Source organism: Mesorhizobium sp. WSM1386, from assembly GCF_055901595.1.
Genome location: NZ_CM148373.1, coordinates 2,774,409 through 2,798,603, shown reverse-complemented (window position 1 = coordinate 2,798,603; position 24,195 = coordinate 2,774,409). Strand labels below are relative to the sequence as shown.

Annotated in this window: 20 protein-coding genes; 6 read left to right on the top strand and 14 right to left on the bottom strand. The window is 61.9% G+C overall.

Annotated elements, in window-relative coordinates; all coding sequences use genetic code 11:
* Positions 1–339 precede the first annotated feature (339 nt).
* Together AC0NIH_RS13625 and AC0NIH_RS13620 are read left to right on the top strand one after the other, a co-directional pair.
* Positions 340–1,248, top strand: a complete 909-nt coding sequence (locus tag AC0NIH_RS13625) for a tyrosine-type recombinase/integrase (RefSeq protein WP_473469829.1) — start codon at positions 340–342, stop codon at positions 1,246–1,248.
* A 3-nt stretch (positions 1,249–1,251) separates the two neighbouring features.
* On the top strand, positions 1,252–2,445 hold the full coding sequence (locus tag AC0NIH_RS13620) for an IS91 family transposase (RefSeq protein WP_473469827.1): 1,194 nt from the start codon (positions 1,252–1,254) through the stop codon (positions 2,443–2,445).
* Between the two features lie 467 nt (positions 2,446–2,912).
* Here the strand turns inward: AC0NIH_RS13620 and AC0NIH_RS13615 are convergent, their stop codons facing one another.
* The 5 genes from AC0NIH_RS13615 to AC0NIH_RS13595 are packed head-to-tail and all read right to left on the bottom strand — an operon-like array spanning position 2,913 to position 10,027.
* Positions 2,913–5,564 (bottom strand): GAP1-N1 domain-containing protein, encoded by a 2,652-nt coding sequence (locus AC0NIH_RS13615; protein ID WP_473461707.1) that lies wholly within the window; start codon positions 5,562–5,564, stop codon positions 2,913–2,915.
* Complete coding sequence (locus AC0NIH_RS13610; RefSeq protein ID WP_473461704.1) at positions 5,565–6,593, bottom strand: TRAFAC clade GTPase domain-containing protein; 1,029 nt, start codon at positions 6,591–6,593, stop codon at positions 5,565–5,567.
* On the bottom strand, positions 6,590–7,573 hold the full coding sequence (locus AC0NIH_RS13605) for a TRAFAC clade GTPase domain-containing protein (RefSeq protein ID WP_473461701.1): 984 nt from the start codon (positions 7,571–7,573) through the stop codon (positions 6,590–6,592). The genes AC0NIH_RS13610 and AC0NIH_RS13605 overlap by 4 nt, the downstream gene beginning before the upstream one ends.
* Positions 7,573–8,640, bottom strand: a complete 1,068-nt coding sequence (locus AC0NIH_RS13600) for a GTPase-associated system all-helical protein GASH (protein WP_473461699.1) — start codon at positions 8,638–8,640, stop codon at positions 7,573–7,575. Before AC0NIH_RS13600 ends, AC0NIH_RS13605 begins: the two co-directional genes overlap by 1 nt.
* Before the next feature lie 28 nt (positions 8,641–8,668).
* A complete protein-coding gene (locus tag AC0NIH_RS13595; RefSeq protein ID WP_473461697.1) occupies positions 8,669–10,027 on the bottom strand; it encodes a metallophosphoesterase in 1,359 nt (452 codons plus the stop codon).
* Between the two features lie 516 nt (positions 10,028–10,543).
* On the opposite strand from AC0NIH_RS13595, the gene AC0NIH_RS13590 reads away from it, so the two are divergent.
* Complete coding sequence (locus tag AC0NIH_RS13590; protein WP_474025263.1) at positions 10,544–10,624, top strand: hypothetical protein; 81 nt, start codon at positions 10,544–10,546, stop codon at positions 10,622–10,624.
* Between the two features lie 304 nt (positions 10,625–10,928).
* Entirely contained in the window at positions 10,929–11,330 is a 402-nt protein-coding gene (locus AC0NIH_RS13585; protein WP_473461694.1) for a helix-turn-helix transcriptional regulator, read from the top strand.
* Here AC0NIH_RS13585 and AC0NIH_RS13580 read toward each other — a convergent pair.
* The 5 genes from AC0NIH_RS13580 to AC0NIH_RS13560 all read right to left on the bottom strand — a co-directional run bounded on the left by AC0NIH_RS13580 (position 11,311) and on the right by AC0NIH_RS13560 (position 17,052).
* The gene (locus AC0NIH_RS13580) at positions 11,311–12,564 is read right to left on the bottom strand and encodes a tyrosine-type recombinase/integrase (protein ID WP_473461691.1); all 1,254 of its coding nucleotides are present in this window, start codon (positions 12,562–12,564) and stop codon (positions 11,311–11,313) included. The genes AC0NIH_RS13585 and AC0NIH_RS13580 overlap by 20 nt on opposite strands.
* A gap of 317 nt (positions 12,565–12,881) precedes the next feature.
* On the bottom strand, positions 12,882–14,444 hold the full coding sequence (gene guaA / locus AC0NIH_RS13575; protein WP_473461689.1) for a glutamine-hydrolyzing GMP synthase: 1,563 nt from the start codon (positions 14,442–14,444) through the stop codon (positions 12,882–12,884).
* 55 nt (positions 14,445–14,499) lie between these two features.
* On the bottom strand, positions 14,500–15,165 hold the full coding sequence (locus tag AC0NIH_RS13570; RefSeq protein ID WP_473461688.1) for a 5'-methylthioadenosine/S-adenosylhomocysteine nucleosidase: 666 nt from the start codon (positions 15,163–15,165) through the stop codon (positions 14,500–14,502).
* Positions 15,165–15,623, bottom strand: a complete 459-nt coding sequence (locus tag AC0NIH_RS13565; RefSeq protein ID WP_023686843.1) for a PaaI family thioesterase — start codon at positions 15,621–15,623, stop codon at positions 15,165–15,167. Before AC0NIH_RS13565 ends, AC0NIH_RS13570 begins: the two co-directional genes overlap by 1 nt.
* Before the next feature lie 139 nt (positions 15,624–15,762).
* Positions 15,763–17,052 carry an RsmB/NOP family class I SAM-dependent RNA methyltransferase gene (locus AC0NIH_RS13560; protein ID WP_473461683.1) on the bottom strand — a complete coding sequence of 430 codons (1,290 nt, stop codon included), beginning with the start codon at positions 17,050–17,052 and terminating at the stop codon, positions 15,763–15,765.
* 317 nt (positions 17,053–17,369) lie between these two features.
* Between AC0NIH_RS13560 and AC0NIH_RS13555 the strand changes: the two genes are divergently transcribed.
* Positions 17,370–18,047 carry an MIP family channel protein gene (locus AC0NIH_RS13555; protein WP_010914441.1) on the top strand — a complete coding sequence of 226 codons (678 nt, stop codon included), beginning with the start codon at positions 17,370–17,372 and terminating at the stop codon, positions 18,045–18,047.
* Positions 18,048–18,116: 69 nt separating this feature from the next.
* Here AC0NIH_RS13555 and katG read toward each other — a convergent pair whose 3' ends face one another.
* Entirely contained in the window at positions 18,117–20,327 is a 2,211-nt protein-coding gene (katG, locus tag AC0NIH_RS13550) for a catalase/peroxidase HPI (protein WP_473461680.1), read from the bottom strand.
* Between the two features lie 178 nt (positions 20,328–20,505).
* Between katG and AC0NIH_RS13545 the strand changes: the two genes are divergently transcribed.
* Positions 20,506–21,411, top strand: a complete 906-nt coding sequence (locus AC0NIH_RS13545) for a hydrogen peroxide-inducible genes activator (RefSeq protein ID WP_473461678.1) — start codon at positions 20,506–20,508, stop codon at positions 21,409–21,411.
* A gap of 36 nt (positions 21,412–21,447) precedes the next feature.
* Here the strand turns inward: AC0NIH_RS13545 and AC0NIH_RS13540 are convergent, their stop codons facing one another.
* From AC0NIH_RS13540 to AC0NIH_RS13530, 3 genes are read right to left on the bottom strand one after another with little or no spacing between them, the layout of a single operon-like run.
* Complete coding sequence (locus tag AC0NIH_RS13540; RefSeq protein ID WP_434221418.1) at positions 21,448–22,200, bottom strand: amino acid ABC transporter ATP-binding protein; 753 nt, start codon at positions 22,198–22,200, stop codon at positions 21,448–21,450.
* Positions 22,201–22,250: 50 nt separating this feature from the next.
* Positions 22,251–23,195, bottom strand: coding sequence for an amino acid ABC transporter permease (locus tag AC0NIH_RS13535; RefSeq protein ID WP_473461676.1), 945 nt, complete (start codon positions 23,193–23,195; stop codon positions 22,251–22,253).
* A gap of 56 nt (positions 23,196–23,251) precedes the next feature.
* On the bottom strand, positions 23,252–24,109 hold the full coding sequence (locus AC0NIH_RS13530) for an ABC transporter substrate-binding protein (protein WP_473461673.1): 858 nt from the start codon (positions 24,107–24,109) through the stop codon (positions 23,252–23,254).
* Between the last annotated feature and the right edge of the window lie 86 nt (positions 24,110–24,195).

The window sequence follows — 24,195 nt, the reverse complement described above, 5'->3', positions numbered from 1 at the left end:
CATAAAACCAAGTGAGGCTCATTGCTTGGAGCTCCGAGGAGGCTCCGGGCCCGGAGGATGGTTCGCCAAGCCGTTTCTTTCGTATTCTCCCGTATGGTCTGGCGGACCTAAGGACGACGAACGCGACTAGTTACGGGATTCGAGATATCCTCAAATGTAGCCGCAGGTCGCCAGGAATTCCTGGTAGTGAATGACCGAAATGGAGGCGGTGAACGAACCCGCTGCGCGGGATGGGCGCGTGGGGTGGGGTAGAGATCAAGAAACCGGTCGTCGCGCTCGCGTTGAGCCTCGTTCGGCTGGAGCAGAGCATGGCGGGCTTCTTCAACAAGGAGCCTGACCATGCACCATCCCGTTCTCGATGCACCCGTCAGCCCGCTGCGCCAGCGGCTGATCGACGACATGAACATGCGGCGCTTCTCACGCGAGACGCAGCGCAACTATCTCCGCGACATCGGACGCCTGGCGACATTCCTCGGGCGTTCACCAGACACCGCTACCGCCGACGACCTGCGCCGGTTCCAGATCGAGCAGCAGGAGGACGGCGTTCCCGTGCCAACGATGAACAGCATCGTTTCGGCGCTGCGCTTCTTCTTCACCCAAACGCTCGACCGCCCGGACCTGGCGCGCCGGCTCGTCCGGCTGTCGCATCCGCGCAACCTGCCCGTGGTGCTCAGTCGCGACGAGGTGGCCCGGCTGCTCAACGCCACCACCTGCCTCAAGCACCAGGCCGCACTGTCGGTTGCCTATGGCGCGGGCCTGCGCGTCGCCGAGGTGTCGATGCTGAAGGTCACCGACGTCGACAGCGAGCGCATGCTGCTGCGCGTCGAACGCGGCAAGGGCGGGCGGTATCGCAACGCCATGCTCTCGGAGGACCTGCTCACTCTTCTGCGGCAATGGTGGAAGGTCGGACGTCAGCAGGGCGTGATGCACCGCGACGGCTGGTTGTTTCCCGGGCAGCACGCGATGAAGCCGATCAGCACGAGGCAGCTCTATCGCATCGTCGTCGAGGCGGCCCAGGCCGCCGACATCGCCAAGCGGGTGGGGCCGCACACGCTGCGCCACAGCTTCGCCACCCACCTGCTGGAGGACGGCACCGACATCCGGATCATCCAGGTCCTGCTCGGGCATGCCAAGCTCAACAACACCGCCCTTTACGCGAAGGTGGCGACCCGGACGGTGCGTGCCGTCACGAGCCCGCTCGACAAGCTCGGGCTGTTCAAGCCGGGAGAGGTCTTGCCCGACATCTGAGCCGTGCGCGCCTCGATCGAGGTCGCCAACATCTTCCGTGCTGCCGGACCCGCTTACCGGGCCGCCCATGCAGGTCACCTGAGCCTCGCCCAGCTCAAGGTCATGTCGGCGATCGAGTATTGCCGCACCCCAGCCCTTGGCGGTCACGTCGAGGCTTGCGAGGACTGCGGCCAATGGCGCATCGCCTACAACTCCTGCCGCAACCGGCACTGCCCGAAGTGCCAGGGTGCTACGGCGCGGACATGGCTTGCCGAGCGCGAGGCCGACCTGCTGCCGGTCGGCTACTTCCATGTCGTGTTCACGCTGCCCGCCGAGGTCGCCGACATCGCCTTCCACAACAAGGCGCTGGTCTACGACCTGCTGTTCAAGGCGGCGTCGGAGACGATGCTGACCATCGCGGCCGATCCGAAGCATCTCGGCGCGCGCATCGGCATCACCGCCGTCCTTCACACTTGGGGCTCGGCAATGACGCACCATCCGCATGTGCACATGATCGTGCCGGGCGGTGGCATCTCGCCGGACGGAAGCCGGTGGATATCGTCGCGTCCGGGCTTCCTGCTGCCGGTGCGCGTGCTCGGCAAGCTGTTCCGCCGCCTGTTCCTCTCCCGGTTGGTCGCGCTGCACGACGCAGGACGGCTCGCCTTCTTCGGATCGATGGCTCACCTGTCCGCGCGGCAGGCATTCGTGCGGCACCTGTCGCCGGTCCGCAAGAAGCGCTGGGTGGTGTACGCCAAGGCGCCGTTCGCCGGGCCGGAGGCGGTGCTCGCCTATCTGTCCCGCTATACCCACCGGGTTGCGATCTCGAACCGCCGCCTCATCCGGTTCGATGAGGCAGGGGTCACGTTCCGCTACAAGGACTACCGCCGCGACGGCGCCGATCGGCAGCAGGTCATGACGCTCGCAACCGATGAGTTCATCCGCCGTTTCCTGCTCCACGTCCTGCCACGTGGCTTCCATCGCATCCGGCACTACGGCCTCCTCGCCAGCGGCTGCCGCAAGGCCAGCCTTGCGCTCGCCCGCGAACTGCTGAACGTCGTTGTGCCGCCCGATGACGGCGCCCCGGACGAACCGGACGACTTCCGACCGCCATGCCCGTGCTGCGGCGGACGCATGATCGTCATCGAGGTATTCGAACGGTGGGGGCAGCCGCGCGGACCGCCGGACACAACCGCAGCAAACCGGGAGAACTCTCCATGACCCGGCATGGCATGCTCCAGCCTTCAGCCGCAGGCACTCAGCCTCCGGCAACGAACCCACGCACGTCCATCGTGATCATCGACGCCGAACGGGTCGCGTCCGGCCGCGCGACGAGCCGACAATACCGCATGGCTGAAAGGCGAAGCGGTCCGGCCGCATCAAACCCGTCGCTTCCCGGCGGCGGTCGCGCCATCGCCAACACCAGCCGCAAATCGAAATCCCCATAGCCATCGCCTGTGGCCCGCGGGTTCCTTCCTCGGGGACTTTCGTACGCCTGCCGGCGCCCGAAACTCTTCACGGAAGCGGAACGGCAGGTTTTGCGAGATCAGGCTGGGAAGCTGCCGTCGTCCATAAGCAAGGGGTCACTGCCTTTTTTCTCGGCTTTTCGAGCCGCTCAATTGCCGCACCTAAATACCGATGGCCTGGCTGGCTACGAAATATAGATGAAGGGGTTATGCGGGCACGGCTTAGTCCCGATGGTTAAAATGAGAGAGACAGTCTTGGATCCGTCCCAACTGAGCGGGGTTCAATCTGTGGCTGTCCCTTTCAATCGCAGCTAAATACCCGCGCCCGCGCGGAGTTCCGCTTAAACGACGCAACGTGTTGCTTTGGATACCTGCATCGAGTGATGTGAGAAGCAGATCGGCGGGCGGCCACGATGAATACAGATAGGCGTCGACCAGTTCCTGCCGCGCCGACTTGGCACGGTCCCAGTCGATAAAGATGCTGAGCGGTAAGGCCAGCAGCGCCGGCAATCGCTTGAAATCCTCGTCACCAGTCGATCTAAGAAGCTCGGCGTAGACGGGTGGAAACGCCACGCGGATAAGGCCACTAACCGGCAAATCACGTTTTCCCATCGCAAAGGGAAGCGTGGGCAGAGAGGCACGAAGCTGGAGGTCGGGAGATACGTTCGCCGAGGCTCTCAGCAATACCGCCCAAGCATCGTAACCGGCTTCACCTAAGTTCTCGCCATAACGATGGATCAATCTCTCGCAAAGATCTTCGATGGCCGCAGCGGCAGTATGTCTTATCCGCTCGGATATAGTGCTCAGAAGGACCAGGTTAGCAACCAACCGCTGCGTGGACACGCCGTTTGGCGTTGCCAGATGTACGAGTTGCCGAGGTGATACGATGCCGTGCGATTCTTCGATCATGGACGCAACTCGTGCGTCGCTCGGGTCCGCTTGAGCCAGTGCCCGAGTGAGCAATTCCAAAACGAATCTCTCACGCTGCTCCGATGTGAGGAACGGCAGCACGGCTCGACCGATGTCCAGATAGCGATCGATGGGCAGATCGGTCGAGCCAGCTATGCGGATCAGCTGCTCCGCGGAACTGGCCACGTCCTCCATCAGGAGCGCGAGAATGCGATCTCTGCTTGCCGGATCGCGTAGAACCGAGACTAGCGCCTTCGGCGAAGCATTTTCGAGCAGGCGGCGTAGAAGCACGACGGCTCTCGTCTTCTTCACCTCTCCGTCGAGCCAAGTGAGGTCCGCGGCGGACAGGTCCAGAGTCGATAACAGAAAGCGATCGGCGTCCCCGCTGCGGAACTTCGACAAGATCGAAGCGCGAAGCGCATTGAGCGATTCCGCATTCCGCGCGGCGTTCGCCATCGGTTCGTCAAACGCTGCGATACTGAAGCCGGTCTGCTCCCCGATCGCTACTGCAAAGCTTGCCAGATCGTCGCCGGACACGCCGTCAAGGGCGGCCTCCATAACCGGTGCCTGGGCTTCCGTTTTCATCCACGCTGGAATCTTTCGGAGAAGATCGGCTTTCTCCCGCCGGCTCATCGCACCGATTGCAGCTTTGGTTGCTGGCACCCACACCGAAGTGTCCGTGGCGCACCTTCCACAGATTTCCCGGGCGTACTCATCACTGCGCGAAATCATGACCGATGTCAGGTCGGGAGGTAGCTGCAGGACGAAGTCCGAGGTCTCGTCGTCAAAAGGCTCCTCACCGAGACCGTCGGCGATGCCCGTGACGATAGGAATCACCGGCTCACGGTCGGCCTCGATTTCCGACCGAAGATAGGACAATGCACGATGAGGCGAACGCCTTGTCAGATTCCTTGTCAAGCCGGACAGATCGAGGTGGTCAAGCATGCCGACGTCGAAGTTCGCGACCTTGGCCGCAAGCGTCGAGAGGAAACGCAAGGCGCCGGCTTCGTCCGGCTCTGCGACAGCGATCCGAGCCGCTCCCTGGACGACGTCCTGCAAGCGGCTGCTATCGAATTCGGGCCATGCGCGGGAATTCAGAATGTCCAACATGCCGAGAACGGCGGACGGGGTGGTACGCGACTTCGCGGCCAGGTCGTTCCACATCAACGCCAGCCTCAAGGCACCCTCGTCGCCCCTTCGGTCTGCGCGCAGCGCACCAAGCGTGTCGATCGTCCGCAGATCCGGATCCTCGGCGTCGAATATCTTTTCGGAGACCAGTCGAGACCACGGATGCCGTTCGGACTTGGACGCGGCGTCGATGCGTCGGCCACTCCAGTCGGAGAACCGAGCGCGTGCACCTCTCGGTGCGAAGATGAGATCGAACGGTCGTCCCTCGATCTTGCGCGGTGCAAGCGCGTAGGTTGAGACGGAGAAGTTCTGCTTCAGCGCCGGCCAGAACGCGGCAAGAAGTCGCTCGACGATCAGTTCAGCCTCCGCGCTGTCGAAGACGACGATAGGTTGACGCGGCTCAAAGAACAAAGCCTCGACCAATTCCGCGCGCCGTGGGTCGGAAACCGATCGTATCAACGGGAAAGAATCTGCCGGTGCCAGTTTTGCTGGCTTCTCGTCGAACTCTACGGGCACCAGAAGAGCCAAGAGAGAGCGGATACCTTTCATAGATAGCCATTCCGCCTTTGGGACGATTAGGCTTCGAGTCCGTACGCAACCGGACCTAGGTGCGCTGAGATCCTGCCATGTGCGGGCAACGACGTAATCACTGCCGCTCGGAAGCGGATACGTTGACAGATAGGGCTTGAATGTCTCACCCGGCCGCAAATGGCCACCGATATCGGAAAGACGATCGATCAGATCTTGATCCTGACGCGGCAAACGCTTGGTCGATCCGATCAACTGATGACCGCTTCGGTAGCCGTGGGTCTGTTGATCTATGAAGAGTGGCTTCATCTAGCTAGTCATCACCCAGGAGACCGGTAGCGTCAGGTCCGAAACGAACTCGGCGGGCTTGTCGTCGGTGACGACGTATCCCGCGTTCTTCAGACCTTTTTCGAAGAATTCCGCCTTGAATACCGGATCAGAGAAATCTCCTGACACGACGCTGACGCCGAAGGTTTTCACATCGAGCGTTTCGATATCTTCGATGCGCCCCGCGAACATCGGATATTGAGTCCGAAGATACGCCATGGGTCCGTGCACGCGCTTCTCCTTATCGAGCCTGTCCCACGCGGTGACGAGAACGGCGACTCGCGGCTTCGGTCCGCCCAGTGTTCTCTTCAATCCGAATTCGAGAAATCGGAGGAACTCGCACAGGGCAATCTGCGTGGGTATCTTGGTAAACTTGCCTTCGTCATCGCCGGACTGGTCCGTCTGCGACTGAGAGCCGCCGGGAGTTTTTGAAGGAGCGGATGTCTCTTTAATCTCCTCGGCCGATGCAGCGGCAACTTCGCCGATGCCGTCGTTGTTGGCATCGCCGGCCGCTTCGTTGCCACCGGCGTTCTTGGCGTTGCGTGCCGCCCGAGCCTTTGCACGCTGGGTAAGAAATTTGCCGCATGTCACCCAGTCGAGAGACAGCTCGTTCTCTTCCGAACCTTCCCGGACGAACAGCAAGGCCCCCGATGCGCCTTCGAGGCTTTGCATCCAGTCCTTGGGCATTTCGTACGTCTCGAGCGTCCTCTTCCACAGTTCTCCCGTCACGTCGGGAACGACTATGTCCGAAAGCGGCCCGTCCGGATCGCTCGCGTTGCGCACGGAGATCTCGAAGCTGTGGGTGGATTCCGCCACGTCCCGATTGGAGCGGGGGGCGAATTCACCCTTCAGAAGAAACTCCAGTGCCTTCTCCACAAATTCGACGTTCTGCGGTGGATGAGGTGCGACCAGTGCGCCGGCCTTCGAGCGGATAGACTCCCACAAGCGCGCGATGAAATTCGTCTTGCCGCAGTCCGGTCCCCCGACAAGAATGAAAGTCCTTTTGTTCATTGCCGGTGCTCCGGGTGTCGATAGCGCAGCATCACTCTACCCGCCACGATATCCGGTCCCGACGCAGGCCAGGCCGGCGTGCTGTCTGAGGCATCGGGCCGGCAGATCCGCATCAGAGCCTCGATGCCGTAGCCGGGATTGACCTCGCCTTGGTCGCCGAACGAGGCGATCTGAGCGATCGAAATCTTCACCCCCCGTTGCTCAGCTTCCTGAACGATCGGATCGACGAATGACGCGTGCACCTCGCCGCCGTCTCGCCTCGTCAGCACTAGCACCAGCGGCGGCACGGGATCGATTGATGCGCGAAGGCGGTCGATGAGAAGCTGCATTCGGTGCACGACATATTGGCGCGTGGACGGCTCGCGAAGCTGCGATCCATCCATCATCAGCCATATGACGTCGGCCCTTCTCAGAAACTGCAGTCGATCGTTCCTGTCCTTGTCTATGAACGATTGTGACCATTCTCCCGGCAAATCCGGCAACAGGAAATCGATTTTTTCTTCCCCTCGCCGCAAGCGCAGATGTAGAAAGCCGGGCATCCGGTCATCGGCCAATTCCGTATGCTGCGTGAACTGCTCCGGCGGATTATCCTCGTTCCAGTCGAGAGCGCCCTGGCTTATCTCGTTGAACGCCATCAGAGTCCGGCTGTCGGCGAAGGAGAATTCCTTGAGTTTGGCCTTGGAAGCCAACAAGTAGAGGCTGACCAAAGCAGCCGTCTTCCCCGCGTCTGGATCGCCCAGGATACCGACAAGGGTGCAGTAGCGGTCGCACATCAGATCCTCCGCGAGTTGGGGAGTCAAAGCGCGACTGTGAGGCAGGCTCGGATTCCGCTCAGGCTTTCGAAGCGGTGGTTCCGGCGTCACCGGCTCGTCGTCGACCGGAGCTTTCATTCTGAACACACACGTCTCCGGCGGATTTTCGGCGATGCAGATGCCGGTCTCCGCGACGGTGCAGTTGTCCTTGGTGCAGCCGAGGGCCATCAGACGGACACGCCAGGTAGGTTGGAGCAGAGGTGCGCGATCGAGCTTTCCAACAAGGCCCGCCCGGCCCACTCGCTTAAGGGCCGTTTGATCTTTGCGCGCGAGTCAGAGGCGGCGCCGGTTTGCAGCGCTGCCGAGAGTGGAAAGATCGCGGGACATTGCAAGATGTAGGTTTGCGCCTCGATAGGCGCGAGTGCGGCACGATCTGTGCCGATCGCAGTCAATAGTTCTTGTAGCGACAGCTCCTTGACGGCCCGAACGTTGCGCAGCACCAGATGGCGATGTGCTTCCGCAGGTGCCCTCCGGATCATGCGCCCGACTTCGAGACCCGAGGCCACCGCAGCCGCAGCACCATTGCTGTTCTCGTCAGAGAAGGACCGTCCGAGCAGCGAGCTCCAATCGGACAGCACCCACCACAAGAGGTCGATCTCTTCGCGATCGACGGCGGCGTTCGACCTGAGATCGGCGATAGCGTTCTTGAAAGGCTTGAGACCGTCGTTCACGGCTGAGACGTCGAGCAAAGTTCCCGGCTCGCCGTCCTTTTTCTTGGGCGCTTCCTTAAACTCGGGATCGGGCACCTTGATGCGTTGACGACTGTCGCTCGCAAGCGCAGCGCAATGAGCCTGCGCGGCCTGCAGGAGTTCGTCGCGAAGCTCTTCGATCTTCGGCTCGGTCCGCGGCTTCTGGAACGAGAGAGCGGACCAGAGTCCGAACGATAGCACGTCGGAAATCGACACCAAGCCATGACGGAGAGCCGAGTTATCCGATATGACATGCAGAGCGCCAGAGATACCGCAGACCAGCATTTCGAGTTCATGCTTGTCGGCGACGAACGCCGTTGACTTCTTCCGGATGGCGCCTTCAATGCTCGTGGTCAGCGCGGTGGAGAGCCTGCCGCCCTGCTGGACGGCAACGGCAAGATCGTTTGCGGTCTGAAGCAAATCGCCGACGTCTCGGCGTGCTGCTAAGTTGTTCGCTATTTCGCCGATCGCGTGCGTGCGTTTCTCGACCAGTTCGTCGGATGGATCGGCCGCGAAGATTCGGATGTGGGTGGCGATATGCTTCATGAAGTTTCCCCCGAGGAGCTGCGTATTCTTACTGTCGGTAGCGTTCGATCGAGCTATCGAGGGCGCCGAGGCGTCCGTCCTTCACCAGATCTTCAATGAGATTCCGCTCCATCATGAGCGTCAATTCCTCGTTCCAGTCGTCAGGCAGGGCGTTGAGATCGATCAAAACCTTTAGACGCTGCGCGGCGGTCAGGTCGCGGAAGAACTTGAGCAAAACAAGCTGAAATCCAGCCTCGTTCATAGCATCCACCGGCGCACTATTAGGTGAGGCAGGCTTGAGCTCTGCGGTGTGATCCGCTGGCGGGTCTCCGTTGCGAACTGGTTCTGGATGGACTGCATCGGCGACCGATTGCATCGGCGATTCATCATGAACTGCGGCAACTGGCGGCGGCCCACGGCGAAAGTTCGGACTCGCAAGCAGGTTTCGCGGCTTATGGCCTCCCAAGCGAACATCATCGGCCTCAAACCTCTTTTTATCGTCGTTCCACGTTCGCGGCACCACTTCGACTGACAGCTTGTCCTCCTTCGAGCACCAGTCGAAGGTCAGCAGATTATAGGTGTAGGTATATCCATTCTCGACCTTCGGTGGAACGGTTGCGCCGGACGCCAACAGGAGCAGGTCGCATCCGTCTTCGATGGATTCGATATGCAAGTCCGGCTTGTGTTCGTGTCCGGAGATGAATACGCGCGCCCGATTGCGAATGTATTTCTGTGCGTCGACGCTATCCTGCAGACAGTGCAGAGGATGGTGACAGAGCACTACCAATTCAACGCCGGGGTCAATAGGCAAGACGCGCTGTGCAGCACCTAGGATCAGCTTGCCTTCCTCGTCCTTCCTCTTGGAGCAAATCAGAGCGGAGTTAAGGCCGAAGAAGCGTATGGCGCGGCCCGGAGCCAATTCTTCGCGCGAGTCGCTGGCGATGCCGCCGGCGGGATGGAGCGGGCAGTCGTAGCCGAGCGCAAACGGCTCATACCCGATGAAACGGTTGTAGAGGGTTTTGCAGTCATCGTCGTTAGCCAGAAATTCGTCGAGCTTAGCCTCTCCGCCGGTAAGGATTTGGTCGATCAGATAAGTGCAGCCCGCGGAAAGCCTGTCCCGATCGATGTCGTGGTTTCCCGGCACCAGTTTGACGGCCGTGGGCGGGCACCCGACGGCGCTTGCTAGGCGGTCTAGCCATTTCGCTGCGACGGCGTATTCTTCTGGCTTTCCTGCGTAAGCAATGTCGCCGGTCACGATCAGACCTTTCGCGAGGCCTCCGGCATGAATCTTTATCTGCTCCGCTGCATCCTCGATAAGCCGTTCCTTCGCGTCTTGGTTAATGACGACGGCAGAGCCCTTTTCTTGGCCAAAATGGATATCTGATAGATGCACGTACGTGATGCCCACGATAATTCTTCCATTGCGCGCTAATGTATCAACTGTCTTCTATGCTGTTCTTCACAGCAAGCAACCCCCTCGTGATCTCGCGACGAGATCTATTAGCACAGCGGATTGTGAGATAGTCAGACGTTCACAACAGCGAAAGACGCGCACACGGGTGGAGACTTTGATAGTATCCCCCGAATGTCAGCTTACAGGCAAAAGCCAGGAGCTGTCCAAATGGCTGAGATGAGGCGAATTGCCGTCCGACAGCTTGGGGGCCGATTCCAGACTGACCGGAGTCGGGATATGTAAAGGCATAGCTGCCATTGGTCACCGCGTCGGCCTTGACGGCGGCCCAAAGAGGGTAACCCGCCGCTGGAATGCGGCGGGAAAACACGCCAGTCTATCCCGACATTGTCGTTCATCATCGCGGCGTCAATGATGTGAACATTCTCGTCGTCGAATCAAGAAGACACCAACAAGCAAGGCATCCGCAATTTTCGCAACTTCAAATCTCTGGACGTCAACCTTTCGGGCGACGTGGTGATGGTTGGCGAAAATCGCGTCGGCAAGAGCAACTTGATCCATGCCCTTCGCCTGATCCGTCTGCTCTTCCGATAATCCCCGCCGGTCGTTCCGGCCGGGTGAAGATCCACGCATTAGGGAAACTGGTCAGCCGACTGATCGGGGCTGAGGTTGCCTCCATCGGCCTGCCAGCACACGCAATCAAGCCATTGCAAAGGGTTTACCTCGGGCGACGAGGACCGGTCCAAACAGCCCAAGAGACAGAAGGCCTCTCGACACAGTCGCGAAGTCGGTGTGCTCGTGAGCAAGACCGAGGTGTTTGCCGACCATCGCAAAGATCGCCGGTTGGTCAAAGGAGACGATGTGATCGTAGTTGAGAGCTATACTCAGATTGGAGCAGATGCGCGATCATCGGCCGAAGGTGCCCTTCGGTATGCAAATGGTCAAACGGCAGAAGCAAACTCAAGGCGAGAGCTGCCAGGGCATAGAGGCCGCGCCAGCGGATCGCCCCCTTCCGGTTCTGCCGCACATTGAGGCGCGACAGGTCGTGCGAACTGTTCGCCGATCGCAATTGCGAGAAATCGTCCCGTTATCGGACACGACCATTTATGAAATGGAACAACGAGACGAGTTCCCCCGACGGTTCAATCTGACCCCCCGCTGCGTCGTTTGGGACCTCGGAGAAGTCGAAGCCTGGATTCAGGAACGGCGCAACGCGTCCTTTGCTGGTTCGATCGAACTGGCCCCGGGACCAGACGTGCGGTCGCGGAAGACGAGGCCCGTCAAATCGGATCGAGGATGACGGCTGCCCCGGAAATCGGCTGCAGTGTGGGTGCGTGTTTATTGCCAGCTGCCCACGCTTCAATCATGTCGGCCCATTCCTGCAGCATGTGGCGCCGCTGCGTTTCGTATTCAGCCTTGTTATAGACGCCGCGGGAGGAGCGACTATCTTCGTGGGCAAGGCATTTTTCGATCCAGTCGCGATTGAACCCGATCTCGTTTAGGAGCGTGGAGCCGGTCCGCCGTAGATCGTGCACCGTAAAGGGAGCAAGCGGCAGATTTTGTTGTTTTGCGCGGTCCACAATCGCCATCGTAATCCGATTGAAGGTCGCGCGCGACATAGATTCGTCGGCGTCGTAGCGAGATGGAAGCACGTATCGAGAGTTCGCAGCGCAAGTCTTGAGCGCAATCATGATATCGAGGGACTGGCGGGACAGGTAGACGTTATGTGGCTTCTTCCGCTTCATCCGCTCTTTGGGAATGCTCCATACCGCGTTCTCGAAGTCGACCTCATCCCACGTCGCGTCCAGAAGCTCACTTTTCCGAACCATCGTGAGCAGGATCAGCTTTAGGCCCAGCCGAATCGTCGGCAAGGTCGGCACATTCTCCAACTCCTTTAGCATGATTCGAATTTCTACGGGGGACAACGCCCGGTCTTTCGCCTCGAAGGTGGCTATCGAAGATGGCCCTACCTCGTCCGCCGGATTGGCGATCTTCTCGCCGTGCCGAATGGCATAACCATAGACCTGTTTAACAATATCCCGGACATGAATGGCCGTTGCCGGTGCGCCACGGTCCCGCACCTTTGCGCACAGCGCTCGCAAATCGGCCGATGTTATTTCTGTGAGGAGCCTTTTGTCCCAAATCGGCAAGATGTCTCGATCAAAGACGGCTTTGCGCATGGAGCGCGTGCTGTCGGCCATCTTCGCCTTTTTAAACCATACTCTGCCGGCATCGCCGAACGTAGCCGTCGCAGACAGGCGCCGCTTGTCACGCTGCTTTTCCTGGGCAGGCGATTTTCCGGCTGCCACGATTTTTCGTGCGGCAAGACAGCGGTCACGCGCCTCTGCTAGCGAGATGCCTCCCTCACCATAACGACCCAGAGTCACTGTCTCTCGCCGACCATTCACTCGGTAGTCGTATCGGAACGATATCTGCCCTGTGGGAGCCACGGTCGCGTACATACCGTCACGATCGGTGACTTTGTATATTTTATCTTTTGGTTTCAGCTTCTTAAGTGCGATGTCGGTGAGCATAGGAGGAGACGGATGGGGCGCATCTAGGGTTGTTCAATGCCTAATTTTACCGTCATTCGTTTTACCGTCAAGGCTCTGTGAGAGCCCATTCAATTCAATGCTTTACCTCGGAGGACACCAACATGCTTGAGTCCGGCGCAGTGACGGCATCAGTCTGTAGGGAAGATGGTGCGAAAAGGAATGCCGTCAGATCTACCGCCAAATGATTCCGCTTAGGGGCGATAGTCAGCGATAGACGTAGAGACCAAAGCAGATTAAATTCAATCGCTTAATGACGTTTCCGCGATAGTCGCCGAATGCTGGCGAACGACCGAGCTTTATTCCCACTCAATTGTCCCGGGCGGCTTCGAGGTGACGTCGTAGACGACGCGGTTGATGCCGCGGACCTCGTTGATGATGCGGGTGGCGGCGGCGCCGAGGAAGGCCATGTCGTAGTGGTAGAAATCGGCCGTCATGCCGTCGACCGAAGTGACAGCGCGCAGCGCGCAGACGAATTCGTAGGTGCGGCCGTCGCCCATCACGCCGACGGTCTGCACCGGCAGCAGCACGGCGAAAGCCTGCCAGATGGCATCGTAGAGGCCGGCCTTGCGGATCTCGTCGAGGTAGATGGCGTCGGCCTCGCGCAGGATCTCCAGCTTTTCCCGCGTGATGCCGCCGGGGCAGCGGATGGCGAGGCCCGGGCCGGGGAACGGGTGGCGGCCGATGAAGCTTTCGGGCAGGCCAAGCTCCTTGCCGAGCGCCCTCACCTCGTCCTTGAACAGTTCACGCAACGGCTCGACCAGCTTCATGTTCATGCGCTCGGGCAGGCCGCCGACATTGTGGTGCGACTTGATGGTCACAGACGGGCCGCCGGTGAAGGAGACGCTTTCGATGACGTCGGGGTAGAGCGTGCCTTGCGCCAGGAAATCCGCACCGCCGAGTTTCTTCGCTTCTTCTTCGAACACTTCGATGAACAGACGGCCGATGGTCTTGCGCTTCTTCTCCGGGTCGGATTCGCCTTCCAGCGCGGAGATGAACTTGTCCGAGGCATCGACCAGGATCAACGGCAGATTGTAGTGCTGCCGGAACATCGCCACCACGCCCGCTGCCTCGTCCTTGCGCATCAGGCCGTGGTCGACAAGGATGCAGGTGAGCTGGTCGCCGACTGCCTCGTGGATCAGCAGCGCGGCGACGGAGGAGTCCACGCCACCCGACAGCGCGCAGATCACCTTGCCCTTGCCGACCTGCTTGCGGATCGTCTCGACAGCATGTTCGCGATAGGCGCGCATCGTCCAGTCGCCCTCGATGCCGGCGATGTTGTGGACGAAGTTCCTGAGCAGCCTGGCTCCATCAGGCGTGTGCACCACCTCGGGATGGAACATGATGCCGTACATACGGCGCTCGATATTGCCGAAAATAGCAAAGGGCGAGCTCTCGGACTTGCCGAATACCTCGAAGGCCGGCGGCAGGGCGATGACGCGGTCGCCATGGCTCATCCAGACCTGGTGCCGCTGCCCGGTCGCCCACAGGCCCTCGAACAGCGGGCTGTCCTTCTCGATCTCGACGAAGGCGCGGCCGAACTCGCGATGGTTGGAGCTTTCAGCGACACCGCCCATCTGCACGCACATGGCCATCTGGCCGTAGCAGATGCCGAGCACCGGCACGCCGGCGTCGAAGACGATCTGCGGCGCACGCGGGCTGCCGATGTCCGACGTCGAGGCCGGCCCGCCCGACAGGATCACGGCTTTCGGATTGATGCGCTTGAACGCCGCTTCGGCCGACTGGAACGGCACGATCTCTGAAAACACACCCGCCTCGCGGATGCGGCGGGCGATGAGCTGGGTGAACTGGCTGCCGAAATCGACAATCAGGACGGTGTCGGGATGATTGGCTGTTTTCATGGCGAGCGTTTAGAGAAAGAAATGAGTCGGCGCAATGGGTTGCGGTGCCTGACTTTCAGACCGGGCTCGGGTCTTCACGGGTCGGCTGGACGCGAAGCAAGCCAGAGCCGATCGCCTGTTCGAGGCGAATGACGGCGTCCGCCAGCTTTTCGTCGATGACATGCAGATATTCCGTCCAGTCACCGACGTGCCTGAGATCGGCCGCTCCGTCGGAAATGCCGCGCAGGCCGATCAGCGGGATATCGAACAGCTGGCAGGCGCGCAGGCAAGCGAAGGTCTCCATGTCGACCATGTCAGCCATGATCGTGTCGTAGGCCGCGCCGGTGATGATCGCGCCGCCGGTCGATAGCGTGGCTTCCTTGATCTGCGGAATCCTGAACGGCAGCGGCACGGTCACCGGCAGGTCGAGGAACGGCGTCGCGCCTTTCTCGAAGCCGAGTGGCGAGGCGTCGATGTCGCGATAGCCGACGGAGACGGCCTGGTAGATTTCGGTCTGCTCCAAGGTCCGGCTGCCGGCTGAGCCGAGCGATACGACAAGATCCGGCAAGGCTTTTTCAGACTTCAACCGGGAGAGTTCGGCGCCGAGGCGCACACCTGCCTCGACCGGGCCGACACCGGTCATCAGCGGCGTGAACAGTTTTTGCAGATGTGGGCCGTATTCGGCTTGCGCCGCCATGACGAACAGGACGTCCTTGCCGCCAATTCGCACAACGTTGCCCATCAGCCTGCAATCCCGTCGCGGCCGACCACCGTCATCATGGTCCCGGTCATGGTGGCGATCAGCTTGGCCTCGCCGTCGGCGGCGAAGGCGTAGGCCTGGCCATCGGCGACGATGATGGTGCGGCCGGGTTTGGTCACGGAACCGCGGAACAGGAACCGTTCGCCTCGGCCGGGCGCCAGCAGGTTGACCTTGAACTCGATGGTCAGCACGCCGGAATTCTCCGGCATCAGCGAGAAGGCGGCATAACCACAGGCCGAGTCCAGCGCGGTCGAAATGACGCCGGCATGCAGAAAGCCGTGCTGCTGGGTCAGTGCAGCCGAATAGGGCATCTCGATCTCGATGATCCCCGGCGTCACCAGCGTCAGTTCGGCGCCGATCGTCGCCATCGCCTGCTGGCGTGCAAAGGACGCCCTGACGCGATCCTCATAGTCTGGAGCCGGTACGATCTTTGCCGCCATCGCCATTGCCTTCACTTTTGCCGGAAAAGCTTATTGCAGAGGCACGGGCGGCAGGCAAACGCTTTTGCTGCAGTGCAGCAATCGGCTTGACCTGCGACAGCGAAACGAACCCGCCACCCTTCGGCGCCAGCCGATACGTTCACCCGGGCCTGCGCATGGCACAGACATAAAAACCATCGGTGCCGCTCAGCGCCGGCGACAGCGAAATATCCCCGCCGGCGCCGATCCGCGCGGCCGCCTCGTGCCCCGGGAAATGGCTGTCCCACAGCGCGCGGTGATCGACCGGGACGAAGCCGCTGTTGCGCCCGCGAAACGCGGCGACCTGTTCGCCATTTTCCTCGGGGAATACCGAGCAGGTGATATAGATCAGCAGGCCGCCGGGTTTGACATAGATGCTGGCGGCGTCGAGGATCGCCGACTGTTCGCCCTTGCGGGCATCGAGCTGTCTTTGCGTCAGGCGCCATTTGGCGTCGGGACGGCGGCGCCAGGTGCCGCTGCCGGTGCAGGGTGCGTCGACCAGCACGACGTCCATATGACCCGAGAGCGGCGCAAGCTCGGCCGGCTTGGTGACCACCTGCACATTGCGGTTTTCCGAGCGGCGGATGCGGTCGAAGATCGGCGCCAGCCGCGCCTTTTCGGCATCATGGGCGAAGATCTGGCCCGTATTGCCCATCTGAGCCGACAGCGCCAGCGTCTTGCCGCCGGCGCCGGCGCAGAAGTCGAGCACCTGCATGCCAGCCTCGGCACCGGCCAGCGCGGCCGCTATTTGCGAGCCTTCGTCCTGGACCTCGAACCAGCCCTTCTGGAAGGCCGGCTCTGCCTGTACGTTCGGATGCCTGCCGTCGCCATCGATGGGCGCGATGCGGATGCCGTTTGGCGCGATGCGGGCAGCCTGGGCGCCGGTATCGGCCAGTTCCGCCAGGACCTTCTTGCGATCGGCCTGCAGCGTGTTGACCCTGATGTCGAGCGGAGGACGTGTCGCCAGCGCCGCACCTTCCTCGACCCATTTTTCGCCAAAGGCACGTCCAAAAAGCGGTTCGCACCAGTCCGGTATGTCGGCCCGCACCGCGGACGGCGCGTCGGCAAGCCGGCGTTCGGCGATTGCCTGGAGCTCGGTGGCGCCGAGCAGCGGCGGCGCGAACTTGTCACCGTCGAGCGCGTCGTTGAGCGACTGCGCCGTCTGGCCCCATTCGAGCAGCAGCGCGCCGAAGCCGATGGCGCGCGGCGTGTCTTCGCCGAGCAGCCAGCCGGCGGAGCGCTTGTGGCGCAACGCGTCATAGACGATGTTGCCGATCGCCGCGCGATCGCCGCCGCCGGCGAAACGGTGCGAGAGGCCCCAGTCCTTCAGCGCATCGGCCACCGGCCGGTGACGCCGGCCAACGTCTTCCAGCACTTCGATGGCCGCAGCCAGCCTTCCGCCCAGTCGCATTCGTCATTCCATCAAATCGAGCACAGCATCTCGGCCTGCTCTTAGAACCTTTCACGTCCGGATTGAACCCCGCTCCGTCTCGCGGCGTGGCGCCATCCCGACTGTTGCCAGCGAAATTTGCCGACCAGTAACTCTCTCTGGCAACCAACAGCAGATCGATCAATAGATGAAAGATCTCTAATGTTCATACTGGCGCGTCAAGCACGGCGCGTGGCGCAACGGCTCTGCTTTCCAAGTTTTTCGGTTGGGAATACTCTTGCCGCCATGATTCGCGGCGCAGAAAACGTAGACCGGCGGATCGTCACGAGGAGAGGGCAATGAAGACTTATCTGGCGGAAGTTCTAGGCACATTTCTGTTGGTGTTCATCGGCACGGCGTCGGTGGTGACGGGCGGCTTCGGCGGCGCGCTGCCGCTCGGCCAGGAAGGCATCGGTCTGGCATTCGGCATCGGCCTCATCGCCGCGGCCTATGCGATCGGTCCCATTTCGGGCGCACATCTCAATCCGGCTGTGACACTCGGTGTCTTCCTTGCCGGACGGCTGCCAGCCAAGGACGTCATCCCCTATTGGATCGCGCAGATCATCGGGGCCATTCTGGCTTCGCTGGCGCTTTGGATCATCGTTTCCGGCCAGGCCGGCGGCCACACCGGCGGCTTTGGCGCCAATGGCTGGGACGAGACGAAATGGGGCATGAGCTCGGCGTTCCTGTGGGAACTGATCGGCACCTTCACCTTCGTCACCGTGATCCTCGGCGTTACCGCCGAAAAGCACTCGACGGCATTTGCCGGCCTGGTCATCGGCCTGACGCTCGCGGGCATTCACTTCGCCATGATCCCGGTCACCGGCACCTCGGTCAATCCGGCGCGCTCCATCGGCCCGGCGCTGTTTACGGGCGGTGCGGCACTCAGCCAGCTCTGGCTGTTCATCGTCGCGCCGCTGATCGGCGGCGCCATTGCCGGCGTCGTCGCCAAGGCACGCATCTTCGAGAAGGATTGATCTCGAAAGCTGAAATAAAAGGCGCGGGCCACGGCCCGCGCCTCTTTTTGTCGGGTCCTTACGCCGGAATCAGCCTGCGATGTCGAAGCGGTCGGCGTTCATCACCTTGGTCCAGGCCGCGACGAAATCCCTGGCGAATTTCTGTCCGGCGTCGCTGGATCCGTAGACTTCGGCAAGCGCACGCAGTTGCGCATGCGAGCCGAAGATCAGGTCGGCGCGGGTGCCGGTCCATCTGACAGCCTTGGTCTTGCGGTCACGGGCCTCGTACACTTCCTCCGAACCCGGAACCGAACCGGCTGCCGGATCCCAGACCGTGCTCATCGAGAGCAGGTTGACGAAGAAGTCGTTGGTCAAAGTGCCCGGCCTATCGGTGAACACGCCGTGCTTCGAGCCGCCAGCGTTGGCGCCGAGCACGCGCAACCCGCCGACCAGCACCGTCATTTCGGGAGCGGTCAGCGACAGCAACTGCGCGCGGTCGACCAGCATGGCTTCGACCGACATCGGCTGCTTGCCCCTGACATAGTTGCGGAAGCCATCGACTTTCGGCTCGAGCGCGGCAAAGGAGTGGACATCCGTCTGCTCCTGCGAAGCGTCCATGCGACCGGGCGTAAACGGCACCTTCACCTCCTGGCCACCGTCCTTCGCCGCCTTCTCGACCGCGGCGACGCCGCCGAGGACGATCAGGTCGGCGAGCGAGATCTTCTTCTCGCCCGTCTGCGCCGCGTTGAACTCCTTCTGGATGCCTTCGAGCTTGGCAAGCACTTTCGATAGTTCAGCCGGCTGGTTGACGTCCCAGTCTTTCTGCGGTGCCAGCCGGATACGGGCGCCGTTGGCGCCGCCACGCTTGTCGGAATTGCGGAACGTCGAGGCCGATGCCCAGGCGGTCGAGACGAGTTCGGAAACCGACAGGCCCGAGGCCAGGATCTTCGCCTTCAGCGAGGCGATATCCTGCTCGCCGACCAGTTCGTGATCGATCGCGGGGATCGGATCCTGCCAGATCAGTTCTTCCTTCGGCACCAACGGGCCGAGATAGCGCACGACCGGACCCATGTCGCGATGGGTCAGCTTGAACCAGGCGCGGGCGAAGGCATCGGCGAACTGATCCGGATGCTGATGGAAACGCCGCGAGATCTTCTCATAGGCCGGATCGACGCGCAGCGCGAGGTCGGTGGTCAGCATGGACGGCGCGCGGCGCTTCGAGGGATCGTGCGCATCCGGCACCGTGCCGGCGCCGGCGCCACCCTTGGGGGTCCACTGATGGGCGCCCGCCGGGCTCTTCGTCAGCTCCCATTCGTAGTTGAACAGATTGTCGAAGAAGTTGTTGCTCCACTTGGTCGGCGTCGTCGTCCAGGTCACTTCGAGGCCCGAAGTGATGGCATCGCCGGCAATGCCAGTGGCATGCTTGCTCGACCAGCCGAGGCCCTGCGCTTCGATGCCGGCGCCTTCCGGCTCGGCGCCAACCAGCGATGCATCGCCGGCGCCATGGGTCTTGCCGAACGTGTGGCCGCCGGCGATCAGCGCCACGGTTTCCTCGTCGTTCATGGCCATGCGGCCGAAGGTTTCACGGATGTCGCGGGCCGAAGCCAGCGGATCGGGCTTGCCGTTCGGTCCTTCGGGATTGACGTAGATGAGGCCCATCTGCACGGCGCCGAGATGGCCCTGGAGTTCGCGATCGCCGGAGTAGCGCTGGTCGTCCAGCCACTTGGTTTCCGAACCCCAGTCCACGTCCTGCTCAGGTTCCCAGACGTCGGCGCGGCCGCCGGCGAAGCCGAAGGTCTTGAAGCCCATCGATTCCAGCGCGACGTTGCCGGTGAGGATCAGCAGGTCGGCCCAGGAGATCTTGCGGCCGTATTTCTGCTTGACCGGCCACAAGAGCCGGCGCGCCTTGTCGAGATTGGCATTGTCCGGCCAACTGTTCAGCGGCGCGAAGCGCTGCTGGCCGGCACCGGCGCCGCCGCGGCCATCACCGATGCGGTAGGTGCCGGCGCTGTGCCAGGCCATGCGGATGAAGAGCGGTCCATAGTGGCCAAAGTCCGCCGGCCACCAATCCTGCGAATCCGTCATGACCTTGTGCAGGTCCTGGATGACCGCATCGAGATCGAGGCTCGCGAATTCCTTGGCGTAGTCGAAATCCTCGCCCATCGGGTCCGACAGGTTCGACTGCTGGTGGAGAACGCCGAGGTCGAGCTGGTTCGGCCACCAGTCACGGTTGGTCCGGCCGGCGGATCCATGCGCCACAGGGCATTTGCCCGCGCTGTTGTCGTCGGTTTTCGCGTCCATGTTCGTCTCCGATTTGCCGAGGTTTGATCTTTGCCAAGATTCTGGGGCCAGCCAGTGGCCGCACCAATCTGGAATTGTTCCAGACTAGGCCGCCTTGCCGATAAAGACAAATTGCCTTTCCCGTTTGTTTTGATAGGATTTCCTTATGGTAGGATTGCCCGCATGATAGGATTGCCGCGTGATAGGATTGACGGTTCGCCAGATGCATTATTTCGAAATGCTGGCCCAGACGCTGCATTTCGGGCGTGCGGCAAAACTGGCCGGTGTCAGCCAGCCGGCGCTGTCCGCGCAGATCGCGGAGATGGAGCAGCGGCTGAACTGCCGGCTGTTCGAACGTGGCGGCAAGTCGGTCCGGATGACCGACGAAGCGGCAGCGCTTTTGCCGCGCATCGAACATATCCTGGCCGCCATACGCGACGTTGAAACGACGGCCCGGCGCGGCCGCATGGCCATGGAGGGACGCTTCCGCCTTGGCATCATCCCGACCGTCGCGCCCTATCTCTTGCCGCGTGCCCTGCCCGAGCTGAAAAAGCACTTTCCGGCCTTGCTGCTCGAACTGCGCGAGGCCGTCACCACGTCCCTGGTCGAGGACACCGCATCGCGGAAGCTCGACGCCTTCATTGCCGCGCTTCCGCTCGATCATCCCGGCCTGACCACCGAGGCACTGTTTCCCGACAGGTTCTTCCTGGCCGTGCCATCAGGCGATCCCGCCTTCGCCTCGCCGCCGGTTCCGCCCGAGAGCCCGGCACTGGAGAGGCTGATGCTGCTGGAGGAAGGTCATTGCCTGCGCGAACAGGCGCTGGCCGTCTGCGGCAATGTACGCCCGGTGGCGATGGCAAGCTACGGCGCCACCAGCCTGACCACGCTCTTGCAGATGGTGGCGCACGGGCTCGGCGTCACGCTCGTCCCCGAAATGGCGGCCGGGCCAGCGGGCACCATCCCGGACTTGAAGATCGTGCCGTTTCAGGAGCCGATGCCGCAACGCATGATTTGCCTTGCCTGGCGTCGCAACAGTACCAGGCACGGCGAGTGCGTCGAACTTGCCAAGATCATCCGCAGCCTGGGTCCAGCGGCGTTGGCGTGATCCCGAGAAGTGGGACCGCGCCCCGACAAGGAGACCTCACAGAACCCGGGACAGGAACTCGCGGGTTCGCGGCGATTTCGGGTTGGCGATCATCTCGCGCGGCGCGCCACGTTCGACGATCACGCCGCCATCCATGAAGACGAGCTGATCGCCGATCTCGCGAGCAAAGCCGATCTCGTGGGTGACGACGACCATCGTCATGCCGCTCTCGGCCAGGTCGCGCATCACCTGCAGCACCTCGCCGACCAGTTCCGGATCGAGCGCCGATGTCGGCTCGTCGAACAGCAGGACCTTCGGCTTCATTGCCATGGCGCGCGCAATCGCAACACGCTGCTGCTGGCCGCCGGACAGTTCGCGCGGATAGCGGTCGATCTTGTCGGCGAGGCCGACACGCCGCAGCAGCACCTCCGCCTCGGCCTTGGCCTGATCGGCGGGAATGCGCCGCACCTGCGTCGGGGCCTCGATCAGGTTCTCCATCACCGTCATATGCGAGAACAGGTTGAACGACTGGAACAGCATGCCGATTTCCGCCCGGCGCCGGCACAGGAGATCGTCCTTGACCTCGTAGAGCTTGTCGCCCTGGAGGTCGTAGCCGACGAACTGGCTGTCCACCAGCAGGATGCCGGCGCTGAGTTTCTCCAGATGGTTGATGCAGCGCAGGAACGTGCTCTTGCCGGATCCCGACGGGCCGATGATGCAAGCCACCGATCCTTCGGGCACGTCGAAGTCGACACCCCTGAGGACTTCGAGCGGGCCATAGGATTTGCGCACGCCGCGCGCGAACACCATGGAACCGGCCGGCACGCCGAAGCGGGCGCGATTTTCGGACTTCACATCGCTCATCGGGCGACGCCGCGCAGGCTGACGGCGTTGCGCAGCGCGCGCATCGTCAGAGGCTCGCGGCGCGTGTCGCTACGGCCGAAATGGCGCTCCAGGAAATGCTGTCCCACCGACATGATGCTGACCACCGCTAGGTACCAGAAGGCGACCACGATCAAGAGCGGGATCGTCTCGAAGGTGCGCGCATAGATGCTTTGCGCCGTATAGAACAGGTCATCGACGGCAATGAAGGTCACCAGCGACGTCATCTTCAGCAAGTTGATCGCCTCATTGCCGGTCGGCGGCAGTACGAAGCGCATGGCCTGCGGCAGGGTGATGCGCTTCAGGATCATGCGGTAGGGCATGCCGAGCGCGCTCGCCGCTTCCGACTGGCCAGATGGCACCGACTTGATGCCGGCGCGGATGATCTCGGCCATGTAGCCGGCCTCGCACAGCGAAAGCGCAACGACAGCCGAGAAGAACGGCGTCATGAAATCATTGGTGCGCACGGCAAACAGCGTGCCCAGGAAGGGCAAAGTGACCGAGATTTCGCGCACCAGCAGCGACAGGTTGAACCAGAAAATCAGCTGGATCAGGGCCGGGACACCGCGGAAGAACCAGACATAGACACCCGCGAAGGCGCGCAGCACCGGGCTTGGCGACACCCGCATGATGGCAATGACGGTGCCGACCACGATCGCCAGCACCATGATGATGACGGTGAGCATCAGCGTGTTGCCAAGGCCGCGCATGATCGAGGGATGGAACAGGTAGCCGGCGGCCGTGCCCCAGGCGAAGGCCGGATTGCTGGCGAAGGCGCGAATGATCACAAACGCCAGCAGCAACGCAAGCGCCGTGCCGACCCAGATGCCGTAGCGGCGCTGCGGCACGACGGTCAATCGCGACACGGCGGCGGCGACACCTGCTGGCTCGACGCCGATCTCGGTCGGGTGGGCCACGCCCATCGCTGGTCTCCTGATCGCTGGCCGGCGCCTGACGGACCATCAGGCGCCGGTAATTTCTATTCGGCGCGAAGCGCGTCCATGGTGCCGACGAAGTAGGGTTCCTTGATGGCATAGACGCCCATGCCGTACTTCTCCAGGATAGCCTTGTAAGTGCCGTTCTTGAACAGCTCGGAAAGCGCGCCCACCATCATGTCGGCGGTCTCCTTGTCGTCCTTGGCGATCGCCATGCCGAGCGGCGCGACCTCGTAAAGCGTCGGCAGGACCACCAACTGGCCCTTGCTCGTCACCTCGAAATAGCTCGATGCGGTCGCATCGTCCATGCGGGCATCGACCCGATCGGACAGCACGGCCTGGACGATATCCGTCGATGAGTTGAAGACCGACTTTTCGATGGCCGCCTGACCCTTGTCGGTGCACTCCTTGCCAAGCTTGTCGACCAGGAAGTCCGAGGCGCTGCCGGCCGAGACGCCGACGCGCTTGCCGCAGAGCGGCGTGTCGCCGCTGAAGCTCGCCTTCTTTTCCGGCGATGTCGAGACGGCGAGGCCGGCCTTCAGGAACATGACGAAATCGACCTGCTTCAACCGCTCGGGCGTCGCCGAAAACGTCTCCCAGGCGATCTTGAAGCGGCCCGCCGCCAGGCCCGGTATCATCGAGGGAAACGGCGTGCGCTGCACGTCGAGCTTGGCGTCGACGAGCTTGGCCACCTCGCCGGCCAGTTCGATGATGATGCCGGTCTGCTTGCCGTCGGCATCGAGATATTCGAACGGCGCGTAGTCCAGCGTGTTCGCGACGGCGAGCGTTCCGCTTTGCTTGACGTCGGTGGATTTCGGAATCTCGGCAGCCCGGGAAACCCCACCCCAGGCGATTGCGGAGATCGTCAGCGCGAGGCTGGCCGTTCGCAGATATGCATTCATTGCTGTTCCCCTTTCTTTTCCTTGTTGGCAGTGTTGGCAGTCTTTGTCAGGCAAGGCCCGACTTGGTCAGGCAAGGCTCGAGCTGG

Bases quoted from the DNA above. Each gene is read 5' to 3' on its own strand.
- AC0NIH_RS13615 (WP_473461707.1), bottom strand. From the start codon at position 5,564: ATGAAGCCACTCTTCATAGATCAACAGACCCACGGCTACCGAAGCGGT.
- AC0NIH_RS13535 (WP_473461676.1), bottom strand. From the start codon at position 23,195: ATGGGCGTGGCCCACCCGACCGAGATCGGCGTCGAGCCAGCAGGTGTC.
- AC0NIH_RS13605 (WP_473461701.1), bottom strand. From the start codon at position 7,573: ATGGCCCTCGGCTGCACCAAGGACAACTGCACCGTCGCGGAGACCGGC.
- AC0NIH_RS13600 (WP_473461699.1), bottom strand. From the start codon at position 8,640: ATGAAGCATATCGCCACCCACATCCGAATCTTCGCGGCCGATCCATCC.
- AC0NIH_RS13585 (WP_473461694.1), top strand. From the start codon at position 10,929: ATGCGCGATCATCGGCCGAAGGTGCCCTTCGGTATGCAAATGGTCAAA.
- AC0NIH_RS13565 (WP_023686843.1), bottom strand. From the start codon at position 15,623: ATGGCGGCAAAGATCGTACCGGCTCCAGACTATGAGGATCGCGTCAGG.
- guaA (WP_473461689.1), bottom strand. From the start codon at position 14,444: ATGAAAACAGCCAATCATCCCGACACCGTCCTGATTGTCGATTTCGGC.
- AC0NIH_RS13580 (WP_473461691.1), bottom strand. From the start codon at position 12,564: ATGCTCACCGACATCGCACTTAAGAAGCTGAAACCAAAAGATAAAATA.
- AC0NIH_RS13540 (WP_434221418.1), bottom strand. From the start codon at position 22,200: ATGGTGTTCGCGCGCGGCGTGCGCAAATCCTATGGCCCGCTCGAAGTC.
- katG (WP_473461680.1), bottom strand. From the start codon at position 20,327: ATGGACGCGAAAACCGACGACAACAGCGCGGGCAAATGCCCTGTGGCG.
- AC0NIH_RS13610 (WP_473461704.1), bottom strand. From the start codon at position 6,593: ATGAACAAAAGGACTTTCATTCTTGTCGGGGGACCGGACTGCGGCAAG.
- AC0NIH_RS13625 (WP_473469829.1), top strand. From the start codon at position 340: ATGCACCATCCCGTTCTCGATGCACCCGTCAGCCCGCTGCGCCAGCGG.
- AC0NIH_RS13555 (WP_010914441.1), top strand. From the start codon at position 17,370: ATGAAGACTTATCTGGCGGAAGTTCTAGGCACATTTCTGTTGGTGTTC.
- AC0NIH_RS13530 (WP_473461673.1), bottom strand. From the start codon at position 24,109: ATGAATGCATATCTGCGAACGGCCAGCCTCGCGCTGACGATCTCCGCA.
- AC0NIH_RS13570 (WP_473461688.1), bottom strand. From the start codon at position 15,165: ATGGGCAACGTTGTGCGAATTGGCGGCAAGGACGTCCTGTTCGTCATG.
- AC0NIH_RS13560 (WP_473461683.1), bottom strand. From the start codon at position 17,052: ATGCGACTGGGCGGAAGGCTGGCTGCGGCCATCGAAGTGCTGGAAGAC.